This window comes from Nakamurella alba, from assembly GCF_009707545.1.
Lineage (GTDB): Bacteria > Actinomycetota > Actinomycetes > Mycobacteriales > Nakamurellaceae > Nakamurella > Nakamurella alba.
Genome location: NZ_WLYK01000008.1, coordinates 494,887 through 509,898 on the forward strand (window position 1 = coordinate 494,887; position 15,012 = coordinate 509,898).

The 15,012-nt window shown below is 70.3% G+C and carries 7 protein-coding genes; 3 read left to right on the plus strand and 4 right to left on the minus strand.

Features of this window, described 5'->3' with window-relative positions; all coding sequences use genetic code 11:
- Positions 1-289 precede the first annotated feature (289 nt).
- Entirely contained in the window at positions 290-6,079 is a 5,790-nt protein-coding gene (gene pulA, locus GIS00_RS20030) for a pullulanase-type alpha-1,6-glucosidase (RefSeq protein ID WP_154770173.1), read from the plus strand.
- A 170-nt stretch (positions 6,080-6,249) separates the two neighbouring features.
- On the opposite strand, the gene GIS00_RS20035 is transcribed toward pulA, so the two are convergent.
- Complete coding sequence (locus GIS00_RS20035; protein WP_154770174.1) at positions 6,250-6,852, minus strand: TetR/AcrR family transcriptional regulator; 603 nt, start codon at positions 6,850-6,852, stop codon at positions 6,250-6,252.
- Between the two features lie 104 nt (positions 6,853-6,956).
- Between GIS00_RS20035 and GIS00_RS20040 the strand changes: the two genes are divergently transcribed.
- On the plus strand, positions 6,957-7,982 hold the full coding sequence (locus GIS00_RS20040) for an ABC-2 transporter permease (protein ID WP_154770175.1): 1,026 nt from the start codon (positions 6,957-6,959) through the stop codon (positions 7,980-7,982).
- A 173-nt stretch (positions 7,983-8,155) separates the two neighbouring features.
- Positions 8,156-11,293, plus strand: coding sequence for an LPXTG cell wall anchor domain-containing protein (locus tag GIS00_RS20045; protein WP_154770176.1), 3,138 nt, complete (start codon positions 8,156-8,158; stop codon positions 11,291-11,293).
- 78 nt (positions 11,294-11,371) lie between these two features.
- On the opposite strand, the gene GIS00_RS20050 is transcribed toward GIS00_RS20045, so the two are convergent.
- From GIS00_RS20050 to GIS00_RS20060, 3 genes are all read right to left on the minus strand, one after another.
- Positions 11,372-12,142, minus strand: a complete 771-nt coding sequence (locus GIS00_RS20050; RefSeq protein ID WP_154770177.1) for a 3-oxoacyl-ACP reductase — start codon at positions 12,140-12,142, stop codon at positions 11,372-11,374.
- 82 nt (positions 12,143-12,224) lie between these two features.
- Complete coding sequence (locus GIS00_RS20055; protein ID WP_154770178.1) at positions 12,225-13,610, minus strand: aldehyde dehydrogenase family protein; 1,386 nt, start codon at positions 13,608-13,610, stop codon at positions 12,225-12,227.
- Between the two features lie 21 nt (positions 13,611-13,631).
- A complete protein-coding gene (locus GIS00_RS20060) occupies positions 13,632-15,005 on the minus strand; it encodes a glutamine synthetase family protein (RefSeq protein ID WP_154770179.1) in 1,374 nt (457 codons plus the stop codon).
- Between the last annotated feature and the right edge of the window lie 7 nt (positions 15,006-15,012).

Sequence of the window (15,012 nt, forward strand, 5' to 3'; positions counted from 1 at the left end):
CTCGAGGTCGGTTCCGATCACCGTCAGTCTCGCAGGTGCGGCCGACCGGATCACGGTCGGCGCGGCAGGTCCATCCGCCATCCGTGCCCCGGATGCGCACGGAACGCGGGAGCCGTCCGGCCGAATGTGTGAAATCAGGGTGTGGCCCCGCACAGCGGATGCCGGGTCACGCCGGGCTGCCTACGGTCACAGGACCGGTCTGCCCCCGACACCTGGGAGCAGGACGGCAATTCCGGCAATTCGGACACGCCTTGATCAGGCAGGTCCCGGAAACACCAGGAGTGCAACGATGCACCGATCCGCCTCTGCGCGTGCCCGTACGTCCCGTCGGCGGATCAGGGCCCTGGCCGTCCTGTCCGGCGCCGCGGTCGTCGCCGGACTGTTGACCCCGGCGACCGCGACCGCCGTGCCGGTCGTCACGGCCGCCGACTCGCCGCCGAGCGTCACACTCGCCGGCAGCTTCCAGTCCGAACTCGGCTGTCCCGAGGACTGGCAGCCGCAGTGTGCGAGCACCGACCTGCAGGCGGCCGGTGACGGCACCTGGTCGGCGAGCTTCGCCCTGCCGTCCGGCAGCTACGAGTTCAAGTACGCGATCAACCACTCCTGGGACGAGGCGTACGGCGCGAACGGCGGAGGCGGCAACATCCCGGTGGTGATCCAGGGCGACACCGCCCTGACGTTCACCTACGACGAGGAGACCCACCTCGGCACCATCACGCCGACCGCGGCGCAGCCCGGACTGAACTACAACGATCGGAAGATGGCGTCGGACAGCCTCCGCGAGGACCTGACCCGCGAGCGCTTCTACTTCGTGATGACCGACCGCTTCGCCAATGGCGATCCGACCAACGACAAGGGCGGCTACACCGCGGATCCCGGCACCGAGGAGCGGCTGGCCACCGGCTACGACCCCACCGACAAGGGCTTCTACCACGGTGGCGACCTCAAGGGTCTGACCGACAAGCTCGACTACATCAAGGGTATGGGCACCACCGCGGTGTGGCTCACGCCGTCGTTCAAGAACAAGCCCGTCCAGGGCGAGGGCGTGAACGTCAGCGCCGGCTACCACGGCTACTGGATCACCGACTTCACCCAGATCGACCCGCACCTGGGCACCAACGATGAGCTCAAGACGCTCATCGACAAGGCCCACGCCAAGGGGATGAAGGTCTTCTTCGACATCATCACCAACCACACCGCCGACGTGATCTCCACGCCGTCGGAGTACATCTCGAAGGAGACGACGCCGTACAAGGACGCCGCCGGCAACGAGTTCAACGACCTGGACTACGCCGCCGGTGACACCTTCCCGGAGCTGGACCCGGCCACCTCGTTCCCCTACGTGCCGACCTTCCCGACGGCCGCCGACGAGACCGTGAAGGTGCCGGCGTGGCTCAACGACCCGACCTACTACCACAACCGCGGCAACGCCTCCTTCGACGGCACCGAGGGCGACATCTACGGCGACTTCGTCGGTCTGGACGATCTGTTCACCGAGAATCCCACTGTGCGGGACGGTCTCATCGACGTCTACAAGTTCTGGGCCGAGTTCGGCATCGACGGCTTCCGCATCGACACCGTGAAGCACGTCAACACCGAGTTCTGGCAGAAGTTCGCGCCAGAGACCCGGGCGGCCGCGGCGGCGGCCGGCAAGCCGCAGTTCTTCGAGTTCGGTGAGGTCTACGACGCCGACCCGGCGAAGATGTCCTACTACACGACCACCGGTGGGCTGCAGGCCACACTGGACTTCGGTTTCCAGTCTCGCGCAGTCGGTTTCGGCACCGGCCGGGCCACCTCCGAGCTTGCCGAGCTGTACGCCGGGGACGACTGGTACACCGACGCCGACTCGAACGCCTATCAGCTCCCGACGTTCCTCGGCAACCACGACATGGGCCGGGTGGGCTACTTCCTGTCCTCCGCCGGATCGTCCGGAGACGAACTGCTGCAGCGCGACCTGCTGACCCAGCAGCTGATGTACCTGACCCGTGGCCAGCCGGTCACCTACTACGGCGACGAGCAGGGCTTCGTCGGCGACGGCGGGGACAAGGACGCCCGCCAGGACATGTTCGCCAGCCAGGTCGCCTCGTACAACGACGACGACCTGATCGGTACCGACAGCACCACGGCTGTCGACAACTACGGCACCACCAACCCGGTCTACCAGGCGCTGGCGAAGCTCTCGAAACTGCGTGACGCGCACCCGACGTTGGCGGATGGCGCGCAGATCCCGCGCTACTCGTCCAACAGCGCCGGCATCTTCGCGGTCAGTCGGATCGATGCCACCAAGAAGGTGGAGTACGTCGTCGCGATCAACAACGCCACCGAGGCGAAGACGGCGACCTTCGACGTGTTCAACGCCTCCGGCACCTACCAGGGGCTGTGGGGCGGCGCGAAGACGGCCCGCAGCACGGCCGACAAGCGGCTCACCGTCACGGTTCCGCCGCTGACGGCGATGGTGTGGAAGGCGACCTCGGCGCTGGCGAAGCAGAGCAAGGCGCCGACGCCGGTGTTCACCGCCGCGCCGGGTTCCACCGTCGGCGGCCGCGCCGCGGTCTCCGTCGCGGTCCCGCAGGGCGGCTTCAACCAGGTGACCTTCGCCTGGCGGCCGGCCGGTACCACCGCGTGGAAGGTGCTGGGCACCGACGACAACGCCCCGTACCGCGTCTTCCACGACGTGTCCGGGCTGGCGAAGGGGACCGTGGTGGAGTACCGGGCGATCCTCAAGGACAGCAGCAACAACCTGTCCCTGGCCCGCACCTCCGCGGTCGTCGGCGACCCGGCCCCGACCGCGACCCCGGGCGGTGCGCAGAACGACCCGCCGGAGACCCAGCCCGACACCGTCACGGTGGCCGGTGATCTCGACTCCGAGATCGGCTGCCCCGGCGACTGGCAGCCGGACTGCGAGGCCGCGATGATGACCTTCGACGCGAACGACGGCATCTGGAAGGCCACCTTCGACCTGCCGCCGGGCAACTACGCCTACAAGGTGGCGCTCAACGGCTCCTGGACCGAGAACTACGGTGCCGGCGCGGTCCGCGACGGCGGCAACATCCCGCTGACCGTGGGCGAGGACCCGGTGACCTTCTACTACGACCCGGCCTCGCACTGGATCACCAGCGACGCCCAGGGTCCGATCATCACCGTCGCAGGATCGCACCAGTCGGAGCTGGGCTGCGCCGGTGACTGGTCACCGGACTGCATGCGACCCTGGCTGCAGGACCCGGACGGCGACGGCACCTACACCTTCTCCACCGCGCTGATCCCGCCCGGTTCGTACGAGGCGAAGGTCGCGCACGGGCTGTCCTGGGACGAGAACTACGGGCTGGGAGGTGCGGCGGGTGGCGCGAACATCCCGTTCACCGTGCCGCCGGGCGCCGTCACCACGTTCTCCTACGTGCTGGACACCCACGTGCTGACGGTGACCGCCGCGGCGTCCACCGCTGCGGATCTCTCGCAGTCGAAAGCCCAGTGGCTGAACCGCAACTGGATCGCCTGGGACCTCCCGGACACGGCGAACCAGTGGCACTACCGGCTGCACTACAGCAGCAAGGGCGGTCTCGGCCTCGACGCCACCGCGGTGACCGGCGGCTCGTCGATCGCGCTCACCCGGTCGGCCACCGGCCTGCCCGCGGCGCTGCAAGGCAAGCACCCGAACCTCGCCGGGTACGACGCCCTGCAACTGCCCTCCTCCGCGGTGCGCGACAAGAAGCTGCTGGCCGCGATCCTCAAGGGCCAGGTGGTGGTCGCCGCCTACGACGACGCCGGGAAGCTGATGGACGCCACCGGTGTCCAGCTGCCGTGGGTGCTGGACGACCTGTACTCCGGCGCCACGAAGCAGGCGCTGGGCATCGTCTGGCAGGGCTCGATCCCGATCTTTAAGCTGTGGGCGCCGACGGCGCAGAAGGTGCAGCTGGTGGTCGGCCCGCCCGGATCCACCCGGGAGATCACTCTGCCGATGGTGCAGGACGACAAGGGCACCTGGTGGGGCGCTGCCGATCCACGATGGAAAGGCGGCACCTACCGGTACAAGGTGACGGTCTACGTGCCGTCCACCGGGAAGGTGGAGACCAACCTGGTCACCGACCCGTACAGCGTCGCGCTGACCACGAACTCGGCGAAGTCGGTGATCGCCAACCTGTCGGACGCGTCGCTGAAGCCGGCCGGGTGGGACAAGCTGGCGAAACCCGCACTGCCGCAACCGGTCGACTCGTCGATCTACGAGCTGCACGTGCGTGACTTCTCCATCTCCGACACCACGGTGCCGGCCGCACACCGCGGCACCTACCTGGCATTCACCGACACCGGCTCGGCCGGCATGCAGCACCTGAAGGCGCTCGCCGACGCCGGGATGAACACGCTGCACCTGCTGCCGGTGTTCGACATCGCCACCATCGAGGAGGACCGCAGCAAGCAGCAGACCCCGGCCTGCGACCTGCCCGCGCTCACCGCGGCCGATCCGGCCGGCGAGGAGCAGCAGGCCTGCACCTCCGCGGTCGCGGCGACCGACGGGTTCAACTGGGGCTACGACCCGTACCACTACACGACGCCGGAGGGCTCGTACTCGACGAACCCGTCGGGCACCACCCGGACCAAGGAGTTCCGGCAGATGGTGGCCGGGATCAACGGCGCCGGGATGCGGGTGGTGATGGACGTGGTCTACAACCACACCGCGGCCTCCGGGCAGGACCCGAAGTCGGTGCTGGACCGGATCGTTCCCGGCTACTACCAACGGCTCTCGGCCACCGGCGCGGTGGAGAACTCCACCTGCTGCTCCAACACCGCGCCCGAGCACGCGATGATGGGCAAGCTCGTCGTCGACTCGGTCGTCACCTGGGCCAAGCAGTACAAGGTGGACGGGTTCCGGTTCGACCTGATGGGTCATCACCCGAAGGCGAACCTGCTCGCCGTGCGCGCCGCGCTCGACAAGCTGACCGTCGCCAAGGACGGCGTGGACGGGAAGAAGATCTACGTCTACGGCGAGGGCTGGAACTTCGGCGAGGTCGCCGACAACGCCCTGTTCGAGCAGGCCACCCAGGCGAACATGGCCGGCACCGGCATCGGGACCTTCAACGACCGGCTGCGGGACTCGGTCCGCGGCGGCGGTCCGTTCGACGAGAACCCGGGCAAGCAGGGCTTCGGGTCCGGGCTGTACACGGACCCGAACACCGGTGGTGACAAAGGTTCTGCCGACGAGCAGTTGGCCACGTTGCTGCTGGACCAGGACCGGATCAAGGTCGGCCTGGTCGGCAACCTCGCCGGCTACACCTTCACCGACGCCACCGGTGCGACGGTCACCGGTGCCGACATCGACTACAACGGCGCACCCACCGGGTACACCGCGCAGCCGTCGGAGACGATCAACTACGTCGACGCCCACGACAACGAGACCCTGTTCGACGCGCTGACCTACAAGTTGCCGGTCGGCACCGCGATGGCCGACAAGGTACGGATGAACACGCTGTCGCTATCGACCGTGGCGCTCAGTCAGGGGCCGATGTTCTGGCACGCCGGCGCGGACCTGTTGCGGTCGAAGTCGCTGGACCGTGACTCGTACAACTCCGGTGACTGGTTCAATCGCATCGACTGGACCGGCACCGAGTCGACCTTCGGCTCGGGACTGCCACCGGAGGCGGCGAACTCGGCGAAGTGGCCCTACATGACGCCGCTGCTCGCCGACCCGGCGAACAAGCCGGCGGCCGCCGACATCCAGGCCGCAGGGGCCGGCGCGCTGGACGTGCTGGAGCTGCGGTACTCCTCGCCGCTGTTCCGGCTCGGCTCGGCATCGCTGATCCAGCAGAAGGTCTCGTTCCTCACCTCGGGGCCGGACCAGACGCCGGGCGTGATCGCGATGCAGATCGACGACCGGGTCGGCGCCGACGTGGATCCGGCCCTGCAGCGGGTGGTGGTCGTCTTCAACGCCTCCCCGGATGCGCAGTCGGTCGCCGTGGACGGTGCTGCCGGATTGAGCCTCTCGCCGATCCAGGCCGGCGGGTCGGATCCGGTGGTCAAGGGTGCGACCGTCGGCGCCGACGCGGTGACGGTCCCGGGCCGGACGGTGGCGGTGTTCGTCCAGTCCTGACGCGAGCCCTGCCGATGCCCTCCGGACGCTGACGTCCGGAGGGCATCGGCGTGTTCGGTGCCGAGCCGCCGGACCCGGGTGCTCCGCGGGGCGCCCGGGCCCCGAACAGGAACGGCTCGCTGCGGCGGGCGCGAACGGGACCGCCGGCAGTCAGGTCGGTTCGGCGCCGGTCAGGTGAGCCCGGCGGCGGTCAGCATCGCCCAGGCGGACTCCTGGTACTCGGTGACCGGCGGGGCGGTGCCGATCACCATCTGCAGCAGGTAGCCCTGCACCATCGCCATGATCAGCGGTGCCAGCCGGTCCGCATCGACCGGCATCTCCCGGTGCTCGCCCCACCGGCGGACCACATCGGTGATGGTGTCGCGGAGCCGGGTGATCCAGCCCTCGGCGATCCGCAGCACCGCGTCGCTGCGGGTGACCTCGCTCCACACCGACATCAGCAGCGGCAGCGAGGAGATGGGGGAGGGCTGGTGCTTGCTGGTGGCCCGGTCCAGCAGTGCACAGACCAGCTCGCCCGGGCTGGCCGGCACCGGGGCGTCGCGCAGCGATTCGACCCGGGCGATCACCCCGCCCAGCACCTCCTGGGCGACGGCCGCGATGAGTTCGTCCTTGGACTTGAAGTACAGGTAGACCGCGCCGGCGGACAGGCCGGACTCGGCGATCACGTCGGCCATCGACGTGCTGTGCAGCCCGCCCTCGCCGAACCGCTTCATCGCGGCCCGCAGGATCTGCTGCCTCCGCTTCGCGCGGTGCTCCTCGCTGACCTTCGGCATGACCCGATTCTAAACCGATCGAATATTCGTTTTGACACGACCGCGCCACGGGTGCATCCTGATCGCGTTCCAAACCGAATGTTCATTCTTTGAAGGAGTCCGTGATGAGCATCGATCCCGAGGTGCGCCCCGAGGGTGCGCACGAAGCCGCCGGTCGGTCGCCGCACGGGTGGCGCGCAGCGGTCGGCACCGGCCTGGTGGTCGCCATCGGCCTGTCCGCGCTGCTGGCGCTGTTCGTCTCGCTCGCGGTGAACGCGAAGCCGCACGGGCTGGTCGTCGACGTGGTGGGCCCGGATGCTGCGGTCCAGCAGATCCGGGCCGGCATCTCGGCCGGCCTGGGCGAGGAGGCGATCGAGCTGGTCGCCGTCCCGGACCAGCAGCAGGCAATCGCCGACCTGCAGGATCGCACCGCGGCCGGCGCGCTGGTGATCACCGCGCAGGGCCCGCAGGTGCTGATCGCCTCCGCCGGTTCGCCGGTGATCGCCCAGCTGCTCACCTCGGCCGCCACCGAGCTGTCGGGCAGCGCGGCTGCGGTCCAGGTCACCGACGTGGTGCCGCTGCCGGCCGACGACGCCCGCGGTGCCGGGCTGGGTTCCGCTGCCTTCCCGATGATCGTCGCCGGTCTCGCGCTGGGCGCGGTCGCCGGCTTGCGGTTCCGCCGGACCGGGGACCGGCTGGTCGCCCTCGCCACCGGTGCGGTGGCGGCCGGGCTGCTCTTCTCGCTCGTCCTGCACTGGCTTGGGGTGATCGACGGCCGGTACCTCGCGAGCGCGGGCGCCTTCGCGCTGGCCGCGGTGGCCGCCGGGACGTTCGTCGCGGGGACCGTGTCGCTGCTCGGCGTCGCCGGGATGGGCGTGGCGGCCCTGGTGCTGATGATCCTGGGCAACCCGCTGTCCGGCATCGCCTCCTCGCCCGCGCTGCTGCCCTCCCCGTGGGGCGCGATCGGGCAGTACCTGCCGCCCGGCGCGGCCGGCACCCTGCTCCGGGACGCCGCGTACTTCCCCGACGCCTCGGTGTGGGGTCCGGTGCTGGTGCTGCTCGGATGGATGGTGCTCGGGGCCATCGGGCTGACGGTCGCCGCGCGGCGCTCCGACCGACGGGTGAGCGCCGCCGTTCCGGCCGCCGTCTGAGCGTGCGGCCGGGGCTGGCCGAAGCATGACACAGCCTTTACACTCCGAAGCGTCCCCGTCTCGGCACTCTGTGTAGTCGGTGGGCGGTCCACCAGCGGTGCTGCAGCAGCGCGGCTCCACTCTGCGGTGGGTCTTCACGTCCCGGACCGGGACACCACCGGAGGGGATCTGTCATGCGCGGTCAACGGGTGCGTCGCTGGGGTGCGGTGCTCGCAGCAGCGGTGCTCGGGGTCGGGCTGATCGGCCCGGTCGCCACGGCCGGTGCCGTTCCGGCCGCGGTTGCTGCCCTTCCGGCTGCAGCCGCGGCTGCCGCTCCGGTGCCGGCACCGGCCGCCCCCACCGGCGGGCCGACCTCGGCGGTGGTGGTGGTCGAGACCGGCGGCGACCGGATCGCGGTGTCCGGGGTGCAGGTGCTGGCCGGGGTGCGGCTCGGCCTCTTCCGGGCGGCGAACGATGCGCAGCCGGTCGACCCGACCTGGGGCGTGTGCACGTCCGATGCCGTCGGCGAGTGCTACTTCGTGGTGCCGTCGGTGCAGTTCGGCGGGGTCAACCACCGCCGGTCCTTCGTGGTCAAGGAGATCTCTGCGCCGGCCGGCTGGACGTCGAACACGGCGCTGCGCACCGGCTCCGCAACCGGCTCGGACTCCCAGCTGACCCCCTACCGGTTCCGTACCCCGGAGCTGCGGCCGAACCGGCAGTACCGTTCCGGCGTCGACTTCATGACCGGCGGCGGCGGGCTGGACCGGACCGCCAGCAGCGGCGTCTGGCAGCAGTCGCGGGAGAACCCTGACATCGGTGACTGCGGGTTGAGAGTTGCCCTGGTGCTGGATCTCTCGGCCTCGGTCGGGTCGTCGCTGCCCGCGCTGAAGTCGGCGGCCGGCACGCTGGTCGACTCGCTGGTCGGCACCCCCAGTCAGGTGGCCCTGTTCACCTTCGCCACCAACGCCCCGGCGAACCGCGGGAACTCGCAGAACCGCCCGCTGACGCCGGTCTCGACCACAACCGGTGCGGCCGTGGTGGACGGCTGGATCAACGGCGTCACCGTGCAGGGCGGCGGCGCCGGCGGGACCAACTGGGACCGCGGCCTGGCCCAGGTCGCCGCGGCGCAGAACGACTACGACCTGACGATCGTCATCACCGACGGCAACCCGTCCTTCTACGACGAGCCCTCCCGCGGGCCCGGCACCTTCAGCCGGTTCGTCGAGGTGGAGAACGGCATCTTCTCCGCCAACGCGATCAAGGCCGAGGGCACCCGGGTGGTCGCGCTCGGCGTCGGGTCCGGGATCAGCGGCCCCGCCGCGAATCTCGCCGCGATCTCCGGCCCGGTGGCGAACAGCGACTACTACCAGTCCACCGACTACGCCGCCGCGGCCGCCACCCTGCGCACCCTCGCGCTGCAGGGCTGCGCCGGCCGGATCTCGGTGATCAACGAGGTCATCCCGTTCGGCGGTGACATCGATGACGCCGTCCCCGCTGCCGGCTGGCAGTACACCGCGACCTCGCCGTCGGCGGCGATCACCCCGCCGTCCGGGACCACCGACACCAGTGGTGGTCTCACCTTCGACCTCGCCTACGGCGGCGGTACGACGTCCGCCGAGGTGACGGTGGCGGTGACCCAGCAGGCCGGGTACGCCCCGTTCCAGCCGGGCGGCGACCCGGCGGTCTGCACCAACCTGTCCGACGGATCGCCGGTGCCGGTGACCGGAGCCGGCGTCGGCGCCTTCGACGTGACGGTGGGCAGCGACCAGCCGATCAGCTGCACCGCCTACCAGATCGCCGATCCCGGCGCCGCCACCGTCGAGGTCGACACCGCCTGGGTGGTCAACGGTGTCCTCTACGACGACGGTGCGCAGCCGGTGCAGCTCAGCTCGGAGCTGCTGATCGACGACGTCCCCGCCCCGTACGGGGTGGAGCTCGGCGGCTTCGTCCAGGGTCAGTCGATCACCATCGACCAGACCGTGTCCGGGGTGCCGGAGCTGCCGCCGGGCTGCACCTACCTGGGGGCGACGATCACCCCGGGCACCGTGCTGCCGTCGACCGCAGTGCTGGTCACCGGGGCGAACACCTGGTCGGTGATCAACGCCGTGGAGTGCACGGCACGGCTGACCCTGCTCAACCGGCTGGTCGGCGGTGACGGCGACCCCGATGCCTGGACACTCACCGGCACCGGACCGGACGGCTCCCTGCCCGGTCCGTCCGGCACCTCCGGGGTGACCGCGTTCCTCACCTCCGAGGTCGACTACGCGCTCACCGAGTCCGCGGGCGATCCGCGCTACGTGCAGGCGCTCGAGCCGGGCACCGGCGCGCCGCTCTGGGACTGCAACCCGATCGACACCGGCAGCAACGGAGGCGGTTTCGGCTCCGACGAGCCTTCCGCCGGATCCGTCGTCGCCGCGTTCGGCGAGTACCTGGACTGCGAGGCGGTCAACGTGACCGCCGACCTGTCGCTGACCGCGGTGGTCGACAACTCGGCCGGCGGCACCGCGACCCCGGCCGACGTCACCATCACCGCGACCCCGACGGGCACCGTCCCGTCCGGGCTCGAACCGGTGGTCGCCGACGGGTCCGGCTCCGGGTTCGTCCGGCCGGAGCAGACCTATGAACTGACGGTGGACCTGCCGGCCGGCTACCGCCTCGCCGCCACCGACTGCCGCATCGAGGGGGAGTCGACCCAGGACGGTCTGCAGATCGTCCTCGCCCCGGACACCGCGATGGACTGCACCCTCGCCGTCGAGAACATCGCCCCGCGCATCACCCTCGCCGCCACCGTCCAGGGCGGGTCGGCGTCCGCCGCGGACTGGACGCTGCAGGCCACCGGCCCGGTCACCGTCGCCGGACGCCAGGGGTCGGCGGCGATCGTCGACCAGCCGGTGGTGGTCGGCGACTACAGCCTGACAGCCTCCGGCGGTCCTGCCGGGTACCAGGCCGGGGCGTGGACCTGCGGAGGGACCGTGCAACTGCAGCTCGCCGACGACATCACCTGCAGCATCACCTTCGTCGCAGTGGCGCCGACCACCACGGCTTCGCCGACAACGGCCACCCCGACCACGGTCTCACCCACGCAGTCGTCGACGGCCTCCCCGACGGTTACCACCGGGACCACCACCTCGGGGACCGCGCTGCCCACCAGCACCACTGCCCCGACCACCGACCCGACCACGATCCCGACAAGCACCACGAGCACGACGCATCACGCCCTGCCGGACACCGGCGCGGACGTGCAGCCCCCGCTGACCCTGGGCATGCTGCTGCTGGCCCTGGGCGGCGGGTTGGTGCTGCTGGGTCGCCGCCGGCCGGGCCGGCACCACTGACACCACTGATACCGCCGCGGATCCTGAACATCCGATGCTCCTCAGGGCCACCGGATGTTCAGGATCCGCCGGGTTCGGTCAGTCGAGCGGGGTGACGTAGGCGCCGGAGATGCCGCCGTCCACCAGGAACTGCGACGCGGTGATGAAGCTGGACTCGTCGGAGGCGAGGAACAGCACGGCGTTGGCGATCTCGGTGGGCTCGGCGAACCGGCCGACCGGGTTGTGCACCAATCGGCGGGCAGCCCGCTCCGGGTCCTTGGCGAACAGCTCCTGCAGCAACGGGGTGTTCACCGGGCCGGGGCAGAGCGCGTTGACCCGCACGCCCTGCCGGGCGAACTGCACACCGAGTTCGCGGCTCATCGACAGCACCCCGCCCTTGGAAGCGGTGTAGGAGATCTGCGAGGTGGCCGCCCCCATCACCGCGACGAACGACGCCGTGTTGATGATCGAGCCCCTGCCCTGTTCCAGCATGTAGGGCAGCGCGGCCTTGCAGCAGAGGTAGACAGAGGTCAGGTTGACCTCCTGCACCTTGCGCCAGGCGGCCAGGTCGGTGGTGAGGATCGAGTCGTCCTCCGGCGGCGAGATGCCGGCGTTGTTGAAGGCGACATCCACGCTGCCGTAGGTGTTCTTGGCCAGGGCGAAGAGCGCCTCGACTCCGTCCGGGTCGGTGACGTCGGTGCGCAGGTACGCGCCGCCGAGCTCCTCGGCCACGGCCGGGCCGCGGGTGTCGTCGAGGTCGCCGATCACCACCGTCGCGCCCTCCTCCGCGAACCGGCGGCCGGTGGCCAGCCCGATCCCCGAACAGCCGCCGGTGATCACGGCGACCTTGCCCTGCAGACGTCCGGTCATTGCTGGTGTTCCTCTTTCTCGAGTGCCCGGACGTCCGACAACCGGTGAGCTGTTGCTCACGGGATGCAGGACGTCCGCGGGGTCAGGTGGCGATGAAGACGTTCTTGGTCTCGGTGAAGGCGTCCGGCGCGTCCGGGCCGAGCTCCCGCCCGAGGCCGGACTGCTTGTAGCCGCCGAAGGGCGTCCAGTAGCGAACGGAGGAGTGCGAGTTCACCGACAGGTTCCCGGATTCCACCGCCCGGGCCACCCGCAGCGCCCGGCCGACGTCGGAGGTGAAGATCGATCCGGACAGCCCGAACTCGGTGTCGTTGGCCATGGCGATCGCCTCGGCCTCGTCCTCGAACGGCAGCACCGCGACGACCGGGCCGAAGATCTCCTCCCGCCACACCGGGTCCTGCACCGAGCGCGGCGTGACGACCGTGGCCGGGAACCAGAATCCGTCGCCGCCCGGTGCGCCGCCGGTGAACAGCACGTCCGCGTTCTCCACGTACCCGGCCACCTTCTCCCGGTGCGCCGAGGTGATCAGCGGGCCCATCTCGGCCGCCGGGTCCTCCGGGTCGGTGGTGCGGAACTCCCGGACGGCCGGCTCCAGCAGGCCGAGGAACTCGTCGTACACGCTGCGCTGCACCAGGATCCGGGACCGGGCGCAGCAGTCCTGCCCGGCATTGTCGAACACCGACCCCGGCGCCGACGACGCGGCGGCCGCCAGGTCGGAGTCGGCGAAGATGATGTTCGCGCTCTTCCCGCCCAGCTCCAGCGTCACCCGCTTCACCTGGGCCGCGGCGCCGGCCATGATGCCCTTGCCGACGTCGGTGGAGCCGGTGAAGCAGATCTTGCGGACCAGCGGGTGGGTGACGAACCGCTCGCCGACCACCGATCCGCGGCCCGGCAGCACGGTGAACACGCCTTCGGGAATGCCTGCGTCCAGCGCGATCTCGCCGAGCCGGACGGCGGTCAGTGGGGTCACCTCGGCCGGTTTGAGCACCACGGTGTTGCCGGCGGCCAGCGCGGGGGCGAACCCCCAGCCGGCGATCGGCATCGGGAAGTTCCACGGCACGATGATGCCGACGACGCCGAGCGGCTCGTGGAAGGTGATGTCCACGCCGCCGGCCACCGGGATCTGCCGGCCGAACAGCCGCTCCGGGGCGGCGGCGTAATAGTGCAGCACGTTCCGGACGTTGCCCGCCTCCCAGCGGGCGTTGCCGATGGTGTGTCCGGAGTTCGCCACCTCCAGCGCGGCCAGCTCGTCGGCCGCCGCACCGACGAGATCGGCGAACCGGCGGAGGATCTCGGCCCGCTCGCCGGGCGGCACCGCGCGCCAGGCGGGGAAGGCGGCGTGCGCCGCCTCGATCGCCCGGTCGGTCTCCAGCAGCGAGGCCTGCGGGATCTCGGTGAGCGGGCGGCCGGTGGACGGGGACACCAGGGTGGTCACCCCGCCGTCGCCGGTGAGCGGACCGCGGTAGGGCATGACTGCGAGGGTCACCGGATTTCAGAGCCTTTCGAATCCACGACGGAGTTCCCAGTCGGTCACCGCGGCCTCGAAGGCGGCCAGTTCGGTGTCCGCGGCGTGGACGTAGTGGTCGACCACGTCGTCGCCGAACGCGGCCCGCGCCACCGCCGACCCGGCGAAGGCGTCGCGGGCCTCGCGCAGCGTCTTCGGCACCACCGGTTTCCCGGAGGTGTAGGCGTTGCCGACGGTCTCCGGTTCCAGTTCCAGCTGCTGCTCCACCCCGTGCAGCCCGCCGGCCAGCATCGCGGCGATCGCCATGTACGGATTGACATCACCGCCGGGCAAACGGTTCTCCAGCCGTGCCGAGCCGCCGTGGCCGACCAACCGGACCGAGCACGTGCGGTTGTCGTTGCCCCACGCCACCGTGGTCGGGGCGAACGACCCGTCGGCGAAGCGCTTGTAGGAGTTGATGTTCGGCGCGTACAGCAGGGTGAACTCACGCATCGTGGCCAGGATGCCGGCGATGAAGTGCTCGTACAGTGGGGTGCGGCCCTCGGCCGCGGAGTCCCAGAACACCGTCGATCCGTCGGTGCCCCGCAGCGACAGGTGGATGTGGCAGGAATTGCCCTCGCGCTGGTCGTACTTCGCCATGAAGGTGAGCGAGCGCCCGTGTGCGTCGGCGACCTCCTTCGCGGTGTTCTTGTACACCGAGTGGTTGTCCGCTGTGGTGACGACTTCGTCGAAGCGGAAGGCGATCTCGTGCTGCCCGTAGTTGCACTCGCCCTTGGCGGACTCCACGGTCATGCCGGCCGCGTACATGGTGTTGCGCAGGTCGCGCAGCAGCGGCTCGACCCGGGTGGTGCCCAGGATCGAGTAGTCGACGTTGTAGCGGTTCGCCGGGGTGAGGTGCTGGTACCCCAGATCCCAGGCCTCGTCGTAGGTGTCCTCGAAGACGATGAACTCCAGCTCGGTGCCGGCGTACGCGGTGTACCCGGCGGCGGCCGCCCGGTCCACCTGCGCCTGCAGCACCGACCGCGGCGACTCGCGCACCGGGGTGCCGTCCAGCCAGGTGAGGTCGCACTGGATCATCACCGAGCCCGGCAGGTGCGGCAGCACCCGGATGGTGTCCAGGTCCAGGGCGAACACCATGTCGCCGTAGCCCTTCTCCCACGACGAGATGGCATATCCCGGAACGGTGTTCATGTCGACATCAACGGCGAGCAGATAGTTGCAGCCCTCGGTGCCGTGGGCGAGCACCTCGTCCACGAAGTACGGCGCGTGCAGCCGCTTGCCCTGCAACCGGCCCTGCATGTCGGTGAAGGCGACGACGACGGTGTCCACCTCCCCGGACGCGATCTGCAGTCGCAGCTGCTCGACGTCGAGCAGCCGGGGGTTGCGGGCACGTCCCGACATCGGCTCC